Source organism: Nocardia sp. NPDC005746 (assembly GCF_040630785.1).
GTDB lineage: Bacteria > Actinomycetota > Actinomycetes > Mycobacteriales > Mycobacteriaceae > Nocardia.
Genome location: NZ_JBEXYE010000007.1, coordinates 272757 through 290992, shown reverse-complemented (window position 1 = coordinate 290992; position 18236 = coordinate 272757). Strand labels below are relative to the sequence as shown.

At 69.2% G+C, this 18236-nt stretch carries 17 protein-coding genes; 12 read left to right on the top strand and 5 right to left on the bottom strand.

The genetic code is table 11. The annotated features are described in order from the left end of the window. The first annotated feature begins 3 nt into the window (after positions 1 to 3). Together ABZ412_RS16490 and ABZ412_RS16485 are read left to right on the top strand one after the other, a co-directional pair. Positions 4 to 3486: a protein kinase gene (locus ABZ412_RS16490; RefSeq protein ID WP_357281532.1), complete on the top strand. Its 3483-nt coding sequence runs from the start codon at positions 4 to 6 to the stop codon at positions 3484 to 3486. A gap of 361 nt (positions 3487 to 3847) precedes the next feature. Continuing rightward, a complete protein-coding gene (locus ABZ412_RS16485) occupies positions 3848 to 5011 on the top strand; it encodes a low temperature requirement protein A (RefSeq protein ID WP_357281530.1) in 1164 nt (387 codons plus the stop codon). 3 nt (positions 5012 to 5014) lie between these two features. On the opposite strand, the gene ABZ412_RS16480 is transcribed toward ABZ412_RS16485, so the two are convergent. Continuing rightward, the gene (locus tag ABZ412_RS16480; RefSeq protein ID WP_357281528.1) at positions 5015 to 6247 is read right to left on the bottom strand and encodes a DUF6596 domain-containing protein; all 1233 of its coding nucleotides are present in this window, start codon (positions 6245 to 6247) and stop codon (positions 5015 to 5017) included. Next, positions 6244 to 6582: a YciI family protein gene (locus ABZ412_RS16475; protein ID WP_357281526.1), complete on the bottom strand. Its 339-nt coding sequence runs from the start codon at positions 6580 to 6582 to the stop codon at positions 6244 to 6246. The genes ABZ412_RS16480 and ABZ412_RS16475 overlap by 4 nt, the downstream gene beginning before the upstream one ends. Positions 6583 to 6715: 133 nt before the next feature. Here ABZ412_RS16475 and ABZ412_RS16470 point away from each other — a divergent pair, with 133 nt between their 5' ends. From ABZ412_RS16470 to ABZ412_RS16450, 5 genes are all read left to right on the top strand, one after another. Further along, entirely contained in the window at positions 6716 to 7528 is an 813-nt protein-coding gene (locus ABZ412_RS16470; RefSeq protein ID WP_357281524.1) for an alpha/beta hydrolase, read from the top strand. Between the two features lie 102 nt (positions 7529 to 7630). Continuing rightward, a complete protein-coding gene (locus tag ABZ412_RS16465) occupies positions 7631 to 8293 on the top strand; it encodes a DedA family protein (RefSeq protein ID WP_357281522.1) in 663 nt (220 codons plus the stop codon). 52 nt (positions 8294 to 8345) lie between these two features. Continuing rightward, positions 8346 to 9275: a cytochrome c oxidase assembly protein gene (locus ABZ412_RS16460; protein ID WP_357281520.1), complete on the top strand. Its 930-nt coding sequence runs from the start codon at positions 8346 to 8348 to the stop codon at positions 9273 to 9275. 188 nt (positions 9276 to 9463) lie between these two features. Continuing rightward, positions 9464 to 10165: a hypothetical protein gene (locus ABZ412_RS16455; RefSeq protein WP_357281518.1), complete on the top strand. Its 702-nt coding sequence runs from the start codon at positions 9464 to 9466 to the stop codon at positions 10163 to 10165. A 261-nt stretch (positions 10166 to 10426) separates the two neighbouring features. Then, positions 10427 to 11110: a hypothetical protein gene (locus ABZ412_RS16450; RefSeq protein ID WP_357281516.1), complete on the top strand. Its 684-nt coding sequence runs from the start codon at positions 10427 to 10429 to the stop codon at positions 11108 to 11110. A 105-nt stretch (positions 11111 to 11215) separates the two neighbouring features. Here ABZ412_RS16450 and ABZ412_RS16445 read toward each other — a convergent pair whose 3' ends face one another. Then, complete coding sequence (locus tag ABZ412_RS16445; protein ID WP_357281514.1) at positions 11216 to 11500, bottom strand: DUF2631 domain-containing protein; 285 nt, start codon at positions 11498 to 11500, stop codon at positions 11216 to 11218. Between the two features lie 93 nt (positions 11501 to 11593). On the opposite strand from ABZ412_RS16445, the gene dxr reads away from it, so the two are divergent. From dxr to ABZ412_RS16425, 4 genes are all read left to right on the top strand, one after another. Then, complete coding sequence (dxr, locus tag ABZ412_RS16440) at positions 11594 to 12733, top strand: 1-deoxy-D-xylulose-5-phosphate reductoisomerase (protein WP_357281512.1); 1140 nt, start codon at positions 11594 to 11596, stop codon at positions 12731 to 12733. Between the two features lie 24 nt (positions 12734 to 12757). Further along, entirely contained in the window at positions 12758 to 13960 is a 1203-nt protein-coding gene (locus ABZ412_RS16435) for a M50 family metallopeptidase (protein WP_357281510.1), read from the top strand. Positions 13961 to 14110: 150 nt separating this feature from the next. After that, positions 14111 to 15037, top strand: a complete 927-nt coding sequence (locus ABZ412_RS16430) for a peptidoglycan-binding protein (protein WP_357281508.1) — start codon at positions 14111 to 14113, stop codon at positions 15035 to 15037. Beyond that, the gene (locus ABZ412_RS16425) at positions 15037 to 15759 is read left to right on the top strand and encodes a peptidoglycan-binding protein (protein WP_357281506.1); all 723 of its coding nucleotides are present in this window, start codon (positions 15037 to 15039) and stop codon (positions 15757 to 15759) included. The genes ABZ412_RS16430 and ABZ412_RS16425 overlap by 1 nt, the downstream gene beginning before the upstream one ends. Before the next feature lie 111 nt (positions 15760 to 15870). Here ABZ412_RS16425 and ABZ412_RS16420 read toward each other — a convergent pair whose 3' ends face one another. Both ABZ412_RS16420 and ABZ412_RS16415 read right to left on the bottom strand, forming a co-directional pair. After that, the gene (locus ABZ412_RS16420; protein ID WP_357281504.1) at positions 15871 to 16113 is read right to left on the bottom strand and encodes a hypothetical protein; all 243 of its coding nucleotides are present in this window, start codon (positions 16111 to 16113) and stop codon (positions 15871 to 15873) included. Further along, the gene (locus ABZ412_RS16415) at positions 16110 to 16796 is read right to left on the bottom strand and encodes an endonuclease V (protein ID WP_357281502.1); all 687 of its coding nucleotides are present in this window, start codon (positions 16794 to 16796) and stop codon (positions 16110 to 16112) included. The genes ABZ412_RS16420 and ABZ412_RS16415 overlap by 4 nt, the downstream gene beginning before the upstream one ends. Positions 16797 to 16979: 183 nt before the next feature. Between ABZ412_RS16415 and ispG the strand changes: the two genes are divergently transcribed. After that, positions 16980 to 18137 carry a flavodoxin-dependent (E)-4-hydroxy-3-methylbut-2-enyl-diphosphate synthase gene (ispG, locus tag ABZ412_RS16410; RefSeq protein WP_357281500.1) on the top strand — a complete coding sequence of 386 codons (1158 nt, stop codon included), beginning with the start codon at positions 16980 to 16982 and terminating at the stop codon, positions 18135 to 18137. Positions 18138 to 18236: the final 99 nt, after the last annotated feature.

Here is an 18236-nt window from a genome sequence, read left to right as displayed (position 1 = left end):
GCCGTGGCGCATGTCGATCCGTTCTCAACGCGCCGCGATACCACCCTCGGGTACGCGGCGGAGCTGGAGGCTGCCGGATTCGGGGAGGCGGTCGAGGTCGGGCGCGGCGGATTCGGCGTGGTCTACCGATGTTTCCAGCCGTCACTGGGGCGGACGGTGGCGATCAAGGTGCTGACCTCGGACCTGGAATCCGATGGTTTGGAGCGGTTCGTCCGCGAGCAGCTCGCCATGGGCACGTTGTCGGGGCATCCGAACATCGTGCCCGTGTTCGAGGTGGGGTCCACCGAGACCGGGCGGCCCTACATCGTGATGCCGTATCACTCGCACGGGTCCCTGGACGCGCGCATTCAGCAGCGCGGCCCGGTGGACTGGCCCGAGGTGCTGCACTTCGGAGTGCGGCTGTCCGGGGCGCTGGAGACCGCGCACCGGCGCGGGCTGCTGCATCGCGACGTGAAGCCGGGAAACATCCTGCTCACCGAGTACGGGGAACCGCAGCTGGCCGATTTCGGCATCGCGCGGGTGCCCGGCGGGTTCGAGACCGCGGCGGGCATGGTCACCGGATCGCCCGCCTACACCGCGCCCGAGGTGCTGCAGGGCCAGGCCCCGGACGCGACCGCCGACATCTACGGACTGGCGGCCACCCTGTTCTGCGCGGCCACCGGGCACGCGGTGTTCGAACGGCGCAGCGGGGAGCAGCTGGTCGCACAATTCGTGCGGATTACCAAGCGTCCGCTGCCGGACCTCACCGTTGCGGGCCTGCCCGCCGACCTGACCGGCATCATCGAGACCGCGATGGCGCGAGAACGCTCGCAACGCCCGGCCTCGGCCGTCGAATTCGGCACGGCGCTGCGGGAGCTTCAGCAATCGCACGGGCTGCCGGTCGACGACCTGCCGATCCCGGTGCCCGCCGAGGAGTCCGAGCCGGGGAACGCGCCGCCCACGCCGAGCCCGGCCACGCCGACCCTGGGCGGCCGCCGCCGCGCCCGCGATACGGCGGCCACGCCGCCGGTCCCCGCCACCCGCCTGCGCCCACCCACCATCACCCGCGCCCTGGTGGAACGACCCCGCCTTCTCGACGCGCTGGGTGCGGGCAGTGACCGTCGGCTCGCGGTGATCCACGGCCCCACCGGCTTCGGCAAGACCACCCTGGCCGCGCAGTGGAGTGCGGTGCTCGCGGCGTCGGGCGCCTCGGTGGCCTGGTTGACCGTCGACAGTGACGACGACAATGTGGTGTGGTTCCTCTCGCACCTGATCGAGGCCGTGCGCGCGGTCCGGCCCGCCCTCGCGCGCGAACTCGGCGAGCTGCTCGAGGAACACGGTGACGAGGCCACGCGGTTCGTGCTCACCTCGCTCATCAACGACATCGACCAACGCGGTGAGCCGGTGACCGTCGTCATCGACGACTGGCAGCGGGTAACCGACCCGAAAACCCAGGCCGCGCTGCGGTTCCTGATCGAGGGCGCCAGCCCGGCGCTGCGCATCGTGGTGACCAGCCGCTTCCAGACCGGCCTGCCCATGAGCTCCATGCGGGTGCGCGACGACCTGGTGGAAATCGACACCGCCGCACTGCGATTCACCCTCGACGAGGCCTATCAGCTGCTGGTCGGGCTGGGCGGGCTGGACCTGGATCGCGGCGATGTCGAGGACCTCACCGAATCCACCGGCGGCTGGGCGGCGGCCCTGCAGCTGGCCGCGCTGTCGCTGCGCGGCAGTGACGATCCCGGACAGCTCATCGGCCGTCTCACCGGCCGCCACCACGCCATCGGGGAATTCCTCGCGGAGAACGTGCTGGAAACCCTCGAACCCGGGGTGCTCGACTTCATGGTCGCCACCTCGATCACCGAAAGAACCTGCGGCGAACTGGCTTCCGCGCTCACCGGCGTCACGGACGCACAGGCCCTGCTGGAACACATCGAGCAGCAGGATCTGTTCCTGCGCCGCGTCGACGGCGGCCAATGGTTCCAATACCACCAGCTGTTCCAGGACTTCCTGCGCCAGCGCCTCGAATACGACCGGCCCGAGCGGATCGACGAGCTGCACCGCGCCGCCTCGCGCTGGTTCGCCGACCACCGGCACGTGAGCGAGGCGGTCGACCACGCCCTGCTGGCCGGTGACGAGCAGAGCGCCGTCGACATCGTGGAGCGCGACGGCATGTCCTTGCTGGAGTACGGCCAGATGGCCAGCCTCATCGTCCTGGTCAACAAGCTGCCCCCGGCGGTCATCGAAACCCATCCGCGGCTCCAACTGGATCTGGCCTGGGCCAATATCCTGCTGCACCGGGCCTCGCAGGCCGAGCGCGCGCTGTTCCTGGCCGAATGCACCCTGGACAGTGGCGAGTTCGATGCGCGGACCTCGGCCCGGCTGCACGCGGAGGCGGGCGTGGTGCACGCCGTGGTGACCGTGCGCGCCGACGTGCTCAACGGCGTGGAGGATTGGCTCGCACCGTGTTTCGGCATGGCCGACGAGCTCTCGCCGTACGTGGTGGCCGTCGGGGCCAATTGCGCCAGCTTCGCCGCGGGCTACCGCTACGACTTCGACGAGGCGGTCCGCCTGCAGGAATGGTCCGCGCCCTACATGCGCCGGAACAAGGGCTGCTACAACAATATTCACGGATTGTGCTTCCTGGGCCTGGCCGCCGGCCTGCAATTGGACCTCCCGCGCGCCGAGCGGTACTTCCGCAAGGCACTGAAGATCGCGAAGCAGTTCGCGGGCAGCCACTCCTACGGTGCGCGGCTGGCCGGGTCGCTGCTGGGGGCACTGCTCTACGAACGCGGTGAGGTCGCCGAAGCCGAACGGCTGCTCGACGAGGGCTACAAGCTCGGCGCCGACGCGGGAGTGGTCGATTTCAAACTCGCCCGCTACGTGGTGGGTGCGCGGGTGAAGGCGCTGCGCGGTGACCGCGGCGCCGCCATCCGCCGCCTGAACGAGGGTGCGCGCGTGGCCGAGTCGATGTCGCTGCCCCGCCTGCGCGCCGAGATCGAGCACGAGCGCGTCCGTCAGGGTCTGCCGCCGCACCCGGATTTCGGCCCGTTCCCGGGGGCGGATCATGCCGCCCGCCGCCAGCCCACCGACCCCATCGACGAATTCACCGTTCTCTATGAGGAATTCACCGCGATCCGGCTGCTGCTGGCCGAATCCACCACCGAATCCCGGGAACTGGCCCGCGCCTGGGCGCAGGAATGGGTCGACGAGCTCGAAGTCGCCCGCCGCCCCCGCGATCTACTCGAGGCCCGCCGCCTGCTCGTCGCCTGCCTGGCCGCGACCGGCCGCACCACCGCGGCCGAATCGCTGCTGGCCACCATCACCGCCCAATGCGCCGAACTCGGCGCGCTCCGCTTCCTCCTCGACGGCGGCCCCCACGTCGTGGCCACCCTCGACGAGCTATCCGCCGACCAGGCCGACGGAAACTGGGACCAGACCTGGCCCGAAGTCCCGCCCGCCTTCCTCCGCGCCCTCGCCGAAGCCGACGCTGCCCAGCCCTTCTGATGCGCGTTGATGCGCGAACGATCATCGGGTGAGGCGAGCGGCGGAGTTGCCTCGCGTGGGCTGTAGAGGATCTCGTCGCCGTCGCGCAGATCCGCCAGCCCCCGCGACAGGCCCCGTTCCGATCTGGCGTGATGGCTCGAGGGGCCGTCGGGTGCGGTGACTTGCGGGCCCACGAAAGCGATCAGCCGCGGGCCCACCAGTGCGATGAGTCGCGGGCATCGGAGAGTGGTGAGGAGGTCGAGCGTGATGTGCCGCAGCGCCCGGGTGTGACCGGTCCCGCGGTCACTAATGGGACAAACCGGTCATCTGGTGTGACTAGAGTGAACGCGCTGGAAATGGTGCTAGGCAGGGAATGACGGGTGTGACTGAACCTCTACGTGAGGCGCATGAGCGGGCCAGTTGGGCGGAGTTGTTCTTCGACCTGGTGTTGGTGTTCGCGGTGACGCAGGCCGCGCATGTGGCGGTGGCCGGGGAGAGCTGGGGAGCCGTCGGGCAGACGGTATTGCTGCTGGCGATCATGTGGTGGTCGTGGGTGGGGACGACGCTGTCGGTGCACGGGGTCGAGGACTCGAATCGGCAGCGGATCTTCCTGTTCGCGTGTGGGCTGTGCATGTTCGTGATCGCCATCGCCGCGCCGCACGCGTTCATCGGTCGCGCGCTGCCGCTGATCCTGGCGGTGGCGCATCTGGTGCTGCGGCTGCTGCTGTGGGCCGAGATGCGGCGCAAGCGGGCGTTCTCGCAGGCGGGCGTGTTCGGCAGCTGGGTCAATCCGTTCACGATCACTCTGGTCGCGGCGGTGCTGCTGGTGATCGCGGCGCTGGTTCCGGAGGGCGGGGCGCGCAACGTGCTCTGGATCGTCGCGGTGCTGCTGGCCTTCGGCGGCCCGGCGTTGCTGGCGCGGCGGATGGAGTCGGTGCAGTTCGGCGCGACGCATCTGCCGGAGCGGTTCGCCACCTTCGTCATCATCGCGCTCGGCGAGACGGTCGCATCGGTGGGTTCGGAAGCGGCGGAAGCGCATCTGGGCGTGATGTCGTGGATCGCGGTGGTGCTGATCTTCGTGCTCGGCTGCGGCCTGTGGTGGCTGTACTTCGCCTACGGGTTCTCCGCGGTCGAACATTCGTTGCGCACCAACCAGGTTCGCGGCACCGTGGTGCGGGATGTGCTCAGCTACGGCCACATTCTGCTGGTGATCGGCCTGGTCGGGGTGGCGGTGGGCGCGCGCAGCATGGTCGAGCATCCGACCGAAACCGCGCACGGCGTCAACGCGTTCCTGCTGCCGATCGGCGCGACCCTGTACGTGTCGACCTTCCTGTTCACCCGCTGGCGCATGTTCGGCGCGGCCACCCTGGGCCGGTTCATCGCCGCGCTGGTGCTGGCGGCGCTGACCCTCGCCTCGACGCTGCTGCCGGAGATCGTGACGCTGGCCGCGGTGACCGCGGTCCTGGTCGGCCTGAATGCCTGGGAGTACTGGGTGGTTTCGACCGGACGTCCCCTGCTGCTGATGACCCGCACGCGGGCGAACTGACCCTCAGCCCTCGACCTCGGCCAACCGGCGGCGCAGATAGTCGCGCTCGGCGTCATTGGCGGTGAGGTCGAGGGCTGCCCGGTATTCGATTGCCGCGCGATCGTCGCGGCCCAGCCGCCGCAGCAGATCGGCCCGCGTCGCGGTGACCTGCCGGGCCACCTCCGACCCGGCCGGTGCCACCACCGTGTCGAGCAACTCCAAGCCCGCCTCGGGCCCGGAGCGCATGGCCACCGCGATGGCCCGGTTCACGGCCACCGTGGGGGAGGGGATCCGGGCCCACACCATGTCGTACAGTTCGGCGATCCGCGCCCAATCCGTCTGCTCCGGACCCGCGGCGGTGACATGGCAGGCGACGATCATGGCCTGTAACCGATACGGCCCCAGCCGATCCCGGCGCGCGGTGCGCCGCAACTCGGCCAGCCCCGCCGCGATCAACTCCCGATCCCACCGCCCCCGATCCTGCTCCTCGAGCGGCACCAGCACCCCGTTCAGAGTCCGGGTCGCGGCCCGCGACTGCTGGAGCAGGACAAGCGCGTTCAGCCCGCCCGCCTCGGGATCATGGGGCATCAACTCGACCACCAGCGCGGCCAACCGGCGCGCCTCCGCCGCCAGATCGGGCCGTTGCAGATCCGGCCCCGCCGCGGCCAGATACCCCTCGTTGAACAGCAGATAGATCACCCCGAGCACGGCATTGGTGCGCTCGGGCAGCAGATGCGCGGGCGGCACCCGATACGGGATGCCCGCGTCGCGGATCTTCTGCTTGGCCCGCACCAGCCGCTTGGCCATGGTCGGCTCGGGAACGCCGAACGCGCGGGCGATCTCGCCGGTGGTCAGCCCGGTCAGCGTGCGCAATGCCAGTGCCACCTGCGCCTCGAACGCCAGCGCCGGATGGCAGCAGGTGAAGATCAGCCGCAGCCGATCGTCGGGAATGCCGGTGCCGGACACGGCCTCTCCCGCATCGGGGATCGCGGCGCGGGCCAGTTCCCGCAGTTTCCCGGCCCCGACGCGTTCGCGGCGCAGCCGGTCGACGGCGCGGCGGCGGGCCGCGGTCAGCAGCCACGCCCCGGGCCGCTCGGGCACGCCGTCGCGCGGCCAGGTGCGCCAGGCCAGCGCGAACGCCTCCTGCGCGCACTCCTCGGCCAGGTCCCAGTCGCCGAGCCCGCCGATCAGGGTGGCGACCAGGCGCGCCCATTCGGTGCGGAAGGCGGCCGTGATCGCGGCGTCGACCTCGGTCACAGCGTCAGCACCGGCCGGATCTCGATCTGCCCGAACCGGCTGGCGGGATGCCGGGCCGCGACCTCGATGGCCGCGTCCAGATCCGCCACCTCGATGAGCGCGAACCCGCCGATCTGATCCTTCGCCTCCGTGAACGGCCCGTCGGTGAGCAGCACCTCGTCCCCGCGCACCCGGACCGTGGTGGCGGTGTGGCTGGGATGCAGGCCCTCGTGGGCGGTGAGCACGCCGCGGGCGAGCAGGTCGTCGAGCCAGTCCCGGAACTCGCTCATCCCGTCGTCGGTGCGGTGCTCGTCGACCCGGCTCTCGTCGGCGCTGATCAGCAAGAGGTATCGCATGGTCGTCTCCTTTCACCCGCACGACGAACGGGACGGACGCGGATGGACATCACTATGCCGAGCGCCGCTGTCCATTGCCGGGATTCCCGTTCGTCGATCCGGTATCGAGTCCACCCACAGACCGGAGACGACCATGCCCACCGTGACGTCCACCGACGGCACCACCATCGCCTATCACCGCGCCGGCGCGGGCCCGGCCATCGTGTTCCTGCCCGGCGCCTTCAATGACAGCGGCACCTGCGCGGCCCTGGCCGAACAGCTCGCCGACCGCTACACCGTGGTCCGCCCGGACCGGCGCGGCCGCGGCGACAGCACCGACGCCCTCGCCCCCGCCGACGCCGGCCGCTACGACGTGCGCCGCGAGATCGAGGACCTGGACGCGGTCATCGCCGATATCGGCGGCAGCGCAGCGGTTTTCGGCTTCTCCTCCGGCGGCATCCTGGCCCTGCGCGCCGCCGCGGCGGGCTCGCGCATCACCCGCCTGGCCCTCTACGAACCGCCGTTCGCGCTGGGCGGCCTCGCCGATCACACGCCGCAGCGGTTGCCCGAACGACTGGCCGACCTGATCGCCCGCGGCGAGCGCGGAGCCGCCGTGGAATTGATGCAGCTCGAGGGCATCGGCCTGCCTGCGGCGGTGGTCGAGCAGGTCAAGCGGTCACCGATCCGGCCGCACCTCGAGGCGATCGCCCAGACGGTGGTCTACGACGCCGCCATCTGCCGCCCGCCGAACGTGCCCACCGATGAGATGGTCCGCCTCGATATCGAAACCGTGGTGATCAGCAGCCTCGAATCCTGGCCGGGTGTCCGTTCCGCCGCCGAGGCCCTGCCCGCCCGCCTCGCCCGCGCTCACTACGCGGAGGTGCCCGGCGGCGCGGACCACGGCATCCCGGCCGAGGCCACCGCGAAGCTGCTCGACGCGTTCCTCGGTGCGGACGTGACCCGCTGAGCCGGACCGGAATCGACGCCGAGCCACCCGAAAACCGTTGCGCCCGCCCGGATCGTGCGACCGGCCCCGCGGGTGAACGGCGCCGTCGGTACCGTGACGGACATGAATTCGCTGATGCACCGGATCCTGGATATCGCGCCGGTCTGGGTGTACCTCGTCGTCGCGCTGCTGGTGTTCGCCGAGGACGCGATCTTCGTCGGCTTCGTCATTCCCGGCGAGACGGCCGCGGTGCTCGGCGGCGTCGCCGCCAGCCAGGGCCACGTGCAGTTGTGGCTGATGATCGTGCTCGTGATCGCGGCCGCGATCATCGGCGACAGCGTCGGTTACGAGGTCGGCAAGCGGGTGGGCCCGAAACTGTTGCAGGCCCGGATGCTGGATCGCCATCGCGGCCGCCTCGACAGCGCCCAGGACTACCTGGCCCGCCGCGGCGGCTGGGCGGTGTTCCTGGGCCGGTTCACCGCCTTCTTCCGGGCCATGATGCCGGCGCTGGCGGGCACCTCCCGCATGCCGTACCGCCGCTTCCTGATCTTCAACGCGGTCGGCGGAATCGTGTGGGGCGCAATCTTCGTGGTGCTCGGCTTCGTCGCGGGACAGTCCTACGAGGCGGTGGCCAAGACGGTCGGCCGGGATCTGGCCCTGGGCGCGGCCGCGATCGTGGTGGTCGCCTTGATCGTGTGGAAGCTGCGGGAACGCCGCCGCGAGCGCTCGTTCGAGGCCGACTACGAGGTGTCCCATGCGGGCCCGATGACCCCCGAGACCGACTGATTCCCAGCGATCTCCCAGGGAACGCCGCGAACGCAGCGCGCATACTGGGGCCGTGGTTCGGATCGACGCACCGCTGCAACTCGGCGGACTGGTGAGCGCCTGGCGGTGGGACGCCTCGACGGCGCTGGTCGTCGCGCTGCTGGGCCTCGCCTACGCGTTCTGCTTCGTACTGGGCCGCCGTCGCGGGGAACAGCTTCCGGTGATCCGGGCCGCGTACTTCGGCGTCGCCGGGCTGGGCGTGTGGCTGTACACCGGCCTCGGGATGCCCGGGGTGTACTCGGACACCTTGTTCTGGGTGCGCGCGCTGCAGGTGCTGTTGCTGCTGTACGTGGTGCCGTTCGCGCTCGCGGCCGGAGCGCCGTTCACCGTGTTGCGCGCGGCGCTCGGCGATGCGGGGCGGAAACGCCTGGACGCCATGCTGTCCGGCGACGTGGCCCGGGTGCTCACCCATCCGGCCACCGCGTCGATGCTGATCTTGCTGCTGCCGTGGGCGCTGTTCCTCTCGCCCTGGTACGAGGCGGTGCTGCGGCACGGCGCGGTCGACGCCGTCACGCGAATCCTGGTGGTGGCCATCGGGTTTCTGTACTTCTACTCCCGCTTGCAGATCGATCCGGTGCCACGGCATTTCACGCAGGGGCTGTCGCTGCTCATCACGGTGGGCGAATCCCTCGCCGACGGCATCCTGGGCATCGTGCTGTGGCTCGGCCCGCTCGTCGCCGCCGGGTACTACGGTTCGCTCGGCCGCACCTGGGGACCGGATGTCCGCCTGGATCAGACGATCGGCGCGGGCATTCTGTGGCTGCTCGGGGATCTGCTCGGCCTGATCTACTCCCTGGTCGTGATGCGGCGTTTCGCCGACGACGAGAAGCGGGAGGCGGGTGCGCTGGACGCCGAACTCGATGCCGTCGAGGCCGAGGAGCCGGTCTCCACGGGACTGTGGTGGGAGCACGATCCGCAGTTGCGGGAACGCTTCCGCCGCTGATCGGCGGGCTCCAATAGTGGCCTGTGTCACCGGTTCTGGCAATGAGTGATGTTCGCTATCAAAGGAACATTTGTGGCTATTTCTCAGTAGCTTCTTATTGGACGCTCGATCAGGGAAGCTCGAACTGCGTCCCTTCCGATCTTCCGGGCCAACCCGGTGGAAGCCCGCCCGTAAGAAAGCCAGAAGTCATGCAGTTCAGCAAACTCGCCGCCACCTCGGCGCTGGTCATCTCGGCCCTCGGCATCACCGCCGGTGTCGCCCACGCCGACCCCGCCCCGGCCCCCGTTCCGGTCCTGCCCTCGCTGATCGACGGCGTGAACCAGGGCATCGACCAGGTGGCCCCCGCCATCCACTGGAACGCCCGCATCGAGGGCAACGCCATCGTCGTCGATACCGACAAGGGTTCGATGACCACCGACAACGGCCGGCTTCAGGTGCGCGACGACAATGGCATCGTCGTCGCCGCGGTCCCGCTGTCGTTCACCGTCGAGGATCTCGACTACCCGATCCAGGCCAGTGTCGAGGGTCTGCGCGCCACCCTGACCCCGAACACCGATCGGGCCGCCGCGCGCCCGACCAGCCTGCCGCTGCACGAGGTCACCAGCGACCACCAGGCCAGCTTCGATGACGCCATCTCGGCCGCGGCCACCCAGTTCGGCCTGGCCACCGCCATCGGCACCCTGGTCGGCACCGTCATCGGCGGCACCCTCGGCTTCCTGGTCGGCGGCCTGGCGGGCGGCGGCGTGCTGTCCATCCCCGGCGCCCTCGCCGGCGCCGCGACCGGTATCACCCTGGGCGGGGCGGCCGGCCTGGTGCTGGTCGGCGTGCCCGCGGCGATCATCGTCGGCATCATCTTCCTCAACCGCATCAACAACCCGGCCGAGCAGTAGCCGGTAGTTCGCGTACCGCGGCCCGCGGCCATGCCCCACGGTGGGGTGTGACGCGGGTCGCTTGATGTTCTGAGAAGTTGCTCAGATCACCGAACACATGATCGGCAAACACCGTCTTTACGCAAAACATACGTTCAGGACCGTTTTCGCCACGATTTAGCAACAAATAGGCAACATTTGCTGACTTATCTTGTCTCGGGTGCTCGATGAGGACCTCGCTCCCGTGAGGGAAGCGCCCAGTCAAGAAAGCGACGAAAAGTAATGCGTTTCAAGAAGTTTGCTGCCACCTCGGCTCTCGCCATCGCGGCCGTCGGCATCTCCGCCGGTACCGCCAATGCCGCCCCGGCCGCCGCCCCCGAGGGCATCCACTGGGATACCAAGATCGAGGGTGCTTCCGTCGTTCTGAAGACTGACGCGGGCTCGCTGACCACCGAGAACGGTCAGTTCCAGGTGCGCGCCGCCGACGGCGCGGTCGTCACCCAGTTCCCGCTGAGCTACGTGACCGGCGATGTGGCCCACCCGGTCGCCGCCCAGATCGACGGCAACACCGCGACCCTCACCCCGAACCTGGACCCGGCTGCCGCCTTCCCCGCCCCGGCGCTGCCCGCTCCCGCCCTGCACAGCGTCGCCAGCCAGGCTGATCAGGACGCCGCCATGTCGGCCGCGGTCAACCAGTTCGGTCTGTCCACCTCCATGGGCACTCTGCTCGGCACCGTCATCGGTGGTGTCGCGGGTTGCGCCATCGGCGCCGCGGGCGGTGCGATCGCCGGTGTCGTGATCATGTCCGTGCCGACCGGTATCGCGGGCTGTGTCGCGGGTGCGGCCATCGGCATCCCGCTGGGCGCCGCGTCGGGTCTGGTGCTGACCGGTGTGCCCGCGGCCATCGCGGTCGGCATCGGCCTCTACAACCGCATGACCGCTCCGGACTCCGCCCCGGCGAACTGAGGCGGTAGCTCCGCCGGTCGCGACCACAGGCCGGCGGGCGAAAACAATTCGGTCCGGATCGCGTGCAGGGCGATCCGGACCGAATGTCGTTGTGGGGCTACGCGACTAGCGCGGGCGACGCGACAGGATGGAGTCGCGGATCAGGATGACCGCCAGGCCCGCCGCGAACAGCACGAGCGAGATGTAGCCGATATTGCCGGTACCCGACGAGCTGCCCTGCTGGTTCTCGAACAGCATGGTCAGCAGGATCACGACGACGACCCAGCCGGCGATGCGGAAGGTCCGGCGGGACTCGCCGCTCCAGCCCCACGCTGCGGACGGAACCTCGGCGGTGTCGACCTTGGTGACGACCTCAGAGGGGTGCGCGGGTTCCAGTTCCGTGGCGGCCACTGTGGCTCCTTTACGGCTCGAATCGATTGCTGGCCAATATCGTGACATACGACCCAGCGTCGTAGCGACCAGGGGGCGGGGGACAATAAGTGCGTGTCCGACGTTGTGAGAGTTCTGCTGCTGGGCAGCACCGGTTCGATTGGTACGCAGGCACTGGAGGTGATCGCCGCCAATCCCGACCGCTTCGAAGTGGTGGGGCTCGCGGCCCGCGGGGGTAACACCGAACTGCTGGCGAGCCAGATCGCGGCCACCGGCACCACCAATGTGGCGGTCGCCGACGCGGCCGCGGCCGCGGAACTCGGTGTGGCGCTGGCCGGTCCGGACGCCGCGACCGAGCTGGTGCGCCGCACCGACGCGGACGTGGTGCTCAACGCGCTGGTCGGCTCGCTCGGGCTGGAACCCACCCTGGCCACCCTGGAGTCGGGGCGGCGGCTCGCCCTGGCCAACAAGGAGTCCCTGGTGGCGGGCGGCTCGCTGGTGACGAGGGCGGCCACGCCGGGGCAGATCGTGCCGGTGGACTCCGAACATTCGGCGCTGGCCCAGTGCCTGCGCGGCGGGCGCGCCGACGAGGTGTCCAAGCTGGTGCTCACCGCCTCGGGTGGGCCGTTCCGGGGCTGGACCACCGAGATGCTGGAGTCGGTGAATCCGTCCGAGGCCAAGACCCATCCGACCTGGTCCATGGGACCGATGAACACGCTCAATTCGGCGTCGCTGGTGAACAAGGGCCTCGAGCTGATCGAGACGCACCTGCTGTTCGGCATCGGCTACGACGACATCGACGTCACCGTGCACCCGCAGTCGATCGTGCACTCGATGGTCACCTTCAAGGACGGCTCGACCCTGGCCCAGGCCAGCCCGCCCGATATGAAGCTGCCCATCGCGCTGGCCCTGTGCTGGCCGGACCGGGTGCCGGGCGCGGCCGCCGCCTGCGACTTCTCCACCGCCTCGACCTGGACCTTCGAGCCCGTCGACAACGAGGTGTTCCCGGCCGTCGAGCTGGCCCGCAGCGCCGGTAAGGCCGGTGGCTGCGTGACCGCGGTCTACAACGCCGCCAACGAGATCGCGGTGCAGGCGTTCCTGGACGGTCTCATCCGATTCCCCGACATCGTGCGAACCGTTGCGCGCGTCGTGGAGTCCGCCGACCGCTGGGCCGCCGAACCCGGTAGCTTGGACGAGGTGCTCGCGGCCGATACGTGGGCGCGTGACACCGCTCGCACGATCGTGCGCGGCTGACTCCAGGAGAGGGCTCGTAACCGGATGGTCTACGCGATCGGCTTCGCACTGTTCGCCCTCGGGATCACGGCCTCGGTCGCCCTGCACGAATGCGGTCACATGTGGACCGCGCAGGCCACCGGGATGAAGGTGCGCCGTTACTTCATCGGTTTCGGGCCCAAGATCTTCTCGTGGCGGCGCGGCGAGACCGAATACGGTCTCAAGGCGTTGCCGCTGGGCGGCTTCTGCGATATCGCGGGCATGACCGCCCTCGACGAGCTCGAGCCCGAGGACCTGGACCGGGCCATGTACCGGCAGGCCACCTGGAAGCGCCTGCTGGTCATGTCCGGCGGCATCCTGATGAACTTCCTGATCGGCTACATCCTCATCGTGATCCTGGCCGTCGGGTGGGGCCTGCCCCGCTTCGATCAGCCGGCGGAAACCCAGCTCGGCAAGCTCGGCTGCGTCTCCGACATGACCGCCGATCAGAAGCTGATCGACTGCACCGGCACCGGCCCCGCCCAGTCGGCCGGACTCCGGCAGGGCGACAAGGTCACCAAGGTCAACGACGTCCCGATCACGACGTGGAAGGAATTCCGCGCCGAGACCGAGAAGCAGACCGGCCCCTTCACCTACACCTTCGAACGCGACGGCAAGACCATGACCGCCCCGGTCACCCCCAAGATGGCGGTCGTCTACCCGGAGAAGAACGGCGCCCCCAAGACGGTCGCCAAGGTCGGCGTCGGCCAGGACTTCTACGGCCCGGTCCAGTACAACGTCCTCTCCGCCATCCCGGCCGCCGGCGCCTTCACCGGCCAGATCGCGGTCCGCACCGTCGAGTCCCTGGCCCAGATGCCCGCCAAGGTCGTCGACCTCTGGCACGCCGTCACCGGCGGCACCCGCGACCCCGAAACCCCCGTCTCGGTCTACGGCGCCTCCAAGATCGGCGGCGAAACCGCCGAACACGGCCTCTGGTCCATGTTCATCCTGACCCTGGCCAGCCTGAACTTCTTCCTCGGCGCCTTCAACCTGCTGCCGTTGCTGCCCCTGGACGGTGGCCACATGGCCGTGGTCATCTACGAGAAGTTCCGCAACCTCTTCCGCAACCGCAAGGGCCTCCCCGACGGCGCCCCCGTCGACTACCTCAAGCTGCTGCCCGCCACCTACGTCGTGGTCGTCCTCGGCGGCGCGTACATGATCCTCACCCTCGTCGCCGACATCGTGAACCCGGTGAAGCTCTTCCCGTAGCTCCCCCGAAAAGGCCGGACGAATTCGGCTGTTACCTATCCGCGTGGCGGCCCCGACCCTCACCATTGGATGAGAGTGGAGCGCGCTCGAGGATAGTCAGTGCACCGTGCTGTGGTCAGGTTCCATCGCCGACACAGATAAGGACAGCCGATGATTCCGATCGACGGCGGCGTAATGCGTGCTATCGCACCACATTTCACGGGCCAGGCGGGGGTCCGGCAAGCCCAGATCATCGCCGAGGTCGCTCCGGTCCTGCAATCGACGCTGGCGAGCTTCGACATCACGACCTCGCTGCGGATCGCGCATTTCCTCGCGCAGACCTGCCATGAGTCGGCCGGCTACCGCACCACCGAGGAGTTCGCCAGCGGCGACCAATACGAGGGGCGCGTCGACCTGGGCAACATTCACCCCGGCGACGGCCGCCGCTACAAGGGCCGGGGCCTGCTGCAGCTCACCGGCCGAGCCAACTACCGCACCTACGGGGAAGCGCTCGGCGTCGACCTGGAAGGCGATCCGCTGCGAGCCGCCGAGCCGGCACTCTCACTGCGGATCGCGTGTGAGTACTGGAAACGGCACAAGATCAATCCCGATTGCGACCGCGACGACATCATCACCGTGACCAGGAAGATCAACGGCGGCCTCAACGGGCTGGCCGATCGTCGAACACTCCTCGCGAGGGCGAAGAGCGAACTGGCCCGTATCGAGGCGCATCGAATTGACGGCCGACATCCCGATCCCCGTCCGGTATTGCACCGGGGTTCGGTGGGCGAGGCGGTCGGCACACTGCAGACCATGCTCCGGACGCTCGGCTTCGATGTGGCGATCGACCAGGATTTCGGACCCGCCACCGAGCTCGCCGTGAAGGAGTTCCAGCGCGCCCACGGTCTGACGGTCGACGGGATTGTCGGCCCGAAGACGTGGGATGCGCTCGACCCCCGGCGGGACCCCGCCGAGGACCCGAATTTCCCGCGAATTCGCGCCTACCGGTCATCGGACGATCCCGAATGGCCGGCCAACTGGTCGATCGAACCCACCGAAAGGGACTTTGCCGCGATCGCCGCGCAGGAGGCCCGATAATGCCCATAGACCTCACCGACTATGCCCACACCGCTGCCGACCGCGGCTGGGGCAGCGGCTGGCCCAACTGTGTCGCCGGCTCGGACCTGGCCACCGTGGTGTCCGCACGGTCCGGTACCAGCCTCGCGGTCCGCAAAGCACTGGCTGTGCTGGTGGATACGCTGGTCGACTGGACCGAGCGCCCCGAGGGCGGCAACTACCGGCTGAAGCCTGAGCAGTGCGGCGGATTCAACTGCCGTCCCATCGACAACACCAGTGTCGCCTCCAACCACTCCTGGGCCATCGCGGTGGACCTGAACTGGAAGGACAACCCGTTCAGCTTCGACCCCCAGCACACCGTGACCGACCTGGTGGCCACGGTATGGAAGTGGTACGGATTCGCGTGGGGTGGCAACTACCACGGCAAGAAGGACTGGATGCACTTCGAGTTCATGGGAACCCCGGCCGACGCGGCCGAACGCACCCAGGCCGCCCTGGTGGACCTGGCCGTCGGCGCGGTCCCGGAGCTACCGCTGAACCTGGACAGCGCCGGCCCGGCGGTGGCCATGCTCCAGGCGCGCCTCAACCGCGACTTCCCCGATTTCTCCCACCTGGTCGTCGACGGTGACTACGGCCCCAAGACCGCAGCGGCCGTCCGCGAGTTCCAGCGCCGGTCCGGCCTGGCCGAAACCGGTGACGCCGACCGAATCACCCTCGAGAAGTTGGGCCTGGTGTCCCCGTAGGAGCCCCCAGGTCCGGTGTCGGGGCCGCAACCTGGCTCAGGGCGCGCGAACGTTATCGCGCCCGAGGCCCTGACGTCAGCGCTTCCAGACGCCGATCGGGCACCTCGGCCCTCATAGGTGCGGTGGCCGTGGTGTCTTCCTCGCCTCGATATCGCGGGTGAAGGCTGCTTCGGCCTGTGCGAGCAGTTCCGGAGGCACGTCGGGTGTGGCGTCGGCGATGGCCCCCAGCGCGGCCTTTGTACGCGACCCCAGCCCGAGGCATGAGCGCTCGATGCCGACCTGTGCGTCAGCGAGGGCATGCTCGAATCGGAGTCGCAGTTGTGCGTCGTTCGGTTTGTCGGAACTCGATCTCATGGCTGCACCTGGGAAATTTCACGGAGGAGTTGGCGGCAGAGGCGGTCGGCTCGGCGGGTGGTTTCGGGCTGGCGGAATTCCGGGGTCAGGGCGAGGACCTGGGCGCAGGCGGTGTCCAGGTCGATGAGATGGCCTATCGAGACGAAGACGGGTTTGACGCCGGTGCGGGTGCGCAGGGCGCGGCCGACCGGGTCGCCGTCGATGGTGATGATGCCGGAGGAGCCGCGTTCGGGGGCCGGTTCGTCGTAATCGCCCCAGGCGTTCTTGGCTACGCCGAGGGTGGGGATTCCGGTCAGGAGGCCGAGGTGGCAGGCGAAGCCGAAACGGCGGGGGTGGGCCAGGCCCTGGGAGTCGCAGATGATCAGATCCGGTGTGATGGTGAGGGTTTCGAGGGCGGCGACGGTGGTGGGGAGTTCCCGGAAGGCGAGCAGGCCGGGGACGTACGGAAATGCGGTGGTGCCGCGGGCGGTGGCGGTTTCGACGGTGTCGAGGGTGGTTGCGTCGAGAACGACGATGGCGGCGGCCACATTTCCGTGGTCGTCGTAGGCGGAATCGAGGCCGGCAATCGTTCGGAACTGCGGTGGCCGGGGATTCGCGGGAATCACCGCGCTGCGTAGCCGATCTTGAAGTGCCACTGCCTGTTCCGGTGTGGACGGCCAGTCGCCGGGATTCGCTACCTTCACTTCTCGGAGCGTAAACCTTCGCGTCGATTGCTACGAATATGAACTGTAGTTCCCGGCCGCTTCCGAGTCCCGCTTCCGGCGCGGGTACCGTTGTCGCCGCCGTCACAGGGCGACCGGTATTCGAGCCTCGGTAAGCTCGGAGCCGGTAAGGGTGAGGAATCAGTGGAAAGTAGGCAGCCGATCGTGAGCAGTGCCATCGCATTGGGGATGCCGGCCGCACCGGCGGCCGTCCTCGCACCACGGCGCAAGACGCGCCAGCTGATGGTGGGCAATGTCGGAGTGGGGAGCGAGTTCCCCGTCTCGGTTCAGTCGATGACCACCACCAAGACCCACGACATCAACGCCACCCTGCAGCAGATCGCGGAGCTGACCGCGTCCGGCTGCGACATCGTGCGCGTCGCCTGCCCGCGTCAGGAGGACGCGGACGCGCTGGCGACCATCGCCAAGAAGTCGCAGATCCCCGTGATCGCCGACATCCACTTCCAGCCGCGCTACATCTTCGCCGCCATCGACGCCGGGTGCGCCGCGGTGCGCGTCAACCCCGGCAACATCAAGGAGTTCGACGGCCGCGTCAAGGAGGTCGCCAAGGCGGCCGGGGCCGCGGGCATCCCGCTGCGCATCGGCGTCAATGCCGGTTCGCTGGACAAGCGGCTGCTCGAGAAGTACGGCAAGGCCACTCCCGAGGCGCTGGTCGAGTCCGCGCTGTGGGAGGCGAGCCTGTTCGAGGAGCACGGCTTCGGCGACATCAAGATCTCGGTCAAGCACAACGACCCGGTGATCATGGTCGAGGCCTACCGCCAGCTCGCCGCCCAGTGCGACTACCCGCTGCACCTGGGCGTGACCGAGGCCGGTCCGGCGTTCCAGGGCACCATCAAGTCCGCCGTCGCCTTCGGCGCGCTGCTCAGCGAGGGCATCGGCGACACCATCCGCGTCTCGCTCTCGGCCCCGCCCGCCGAGGAGATCAAGGTCGGCTCGCAGATCCTGCAGTCGCTGAACCTGCGCCCCCGCAAGCTGGAGATCGTCTCCTGCCCGTCCTGTGGTCGCGCCCAGGTCGACGTCTACACCCTCGCCAACGCGGTCTCCGCGGGCCTCGAGGGCATGGAGGTCCCGCTGCGCGTGGCCGTCATGGGCTGCGTCGTGAACGGCCCCGGCGAGGCCCGCGAGGCCGACCTGGGTGTCGCTTCCGGCAATGGCAAGGGCCAGATCTTCGTCAAGGGTGAGGTCATCAAGACCGTGCCCGAGCACCTCATCGTCGAGACCCTCATCGAGGAGGCCCTGCGCATCGCCGAGGAGATGGGCGACGAAGCGGGTTCGGGCGCCCCGGTGGTCACCGCGGGCTGACCCACCCCGATCGACACGGCCCGGCCCGCGCAGGACCGGGCCGTCGCCGTCTCCGATCCCCCTGGGCGCGTGATATTTTCGCTGGTCGCCGGGCGGCTG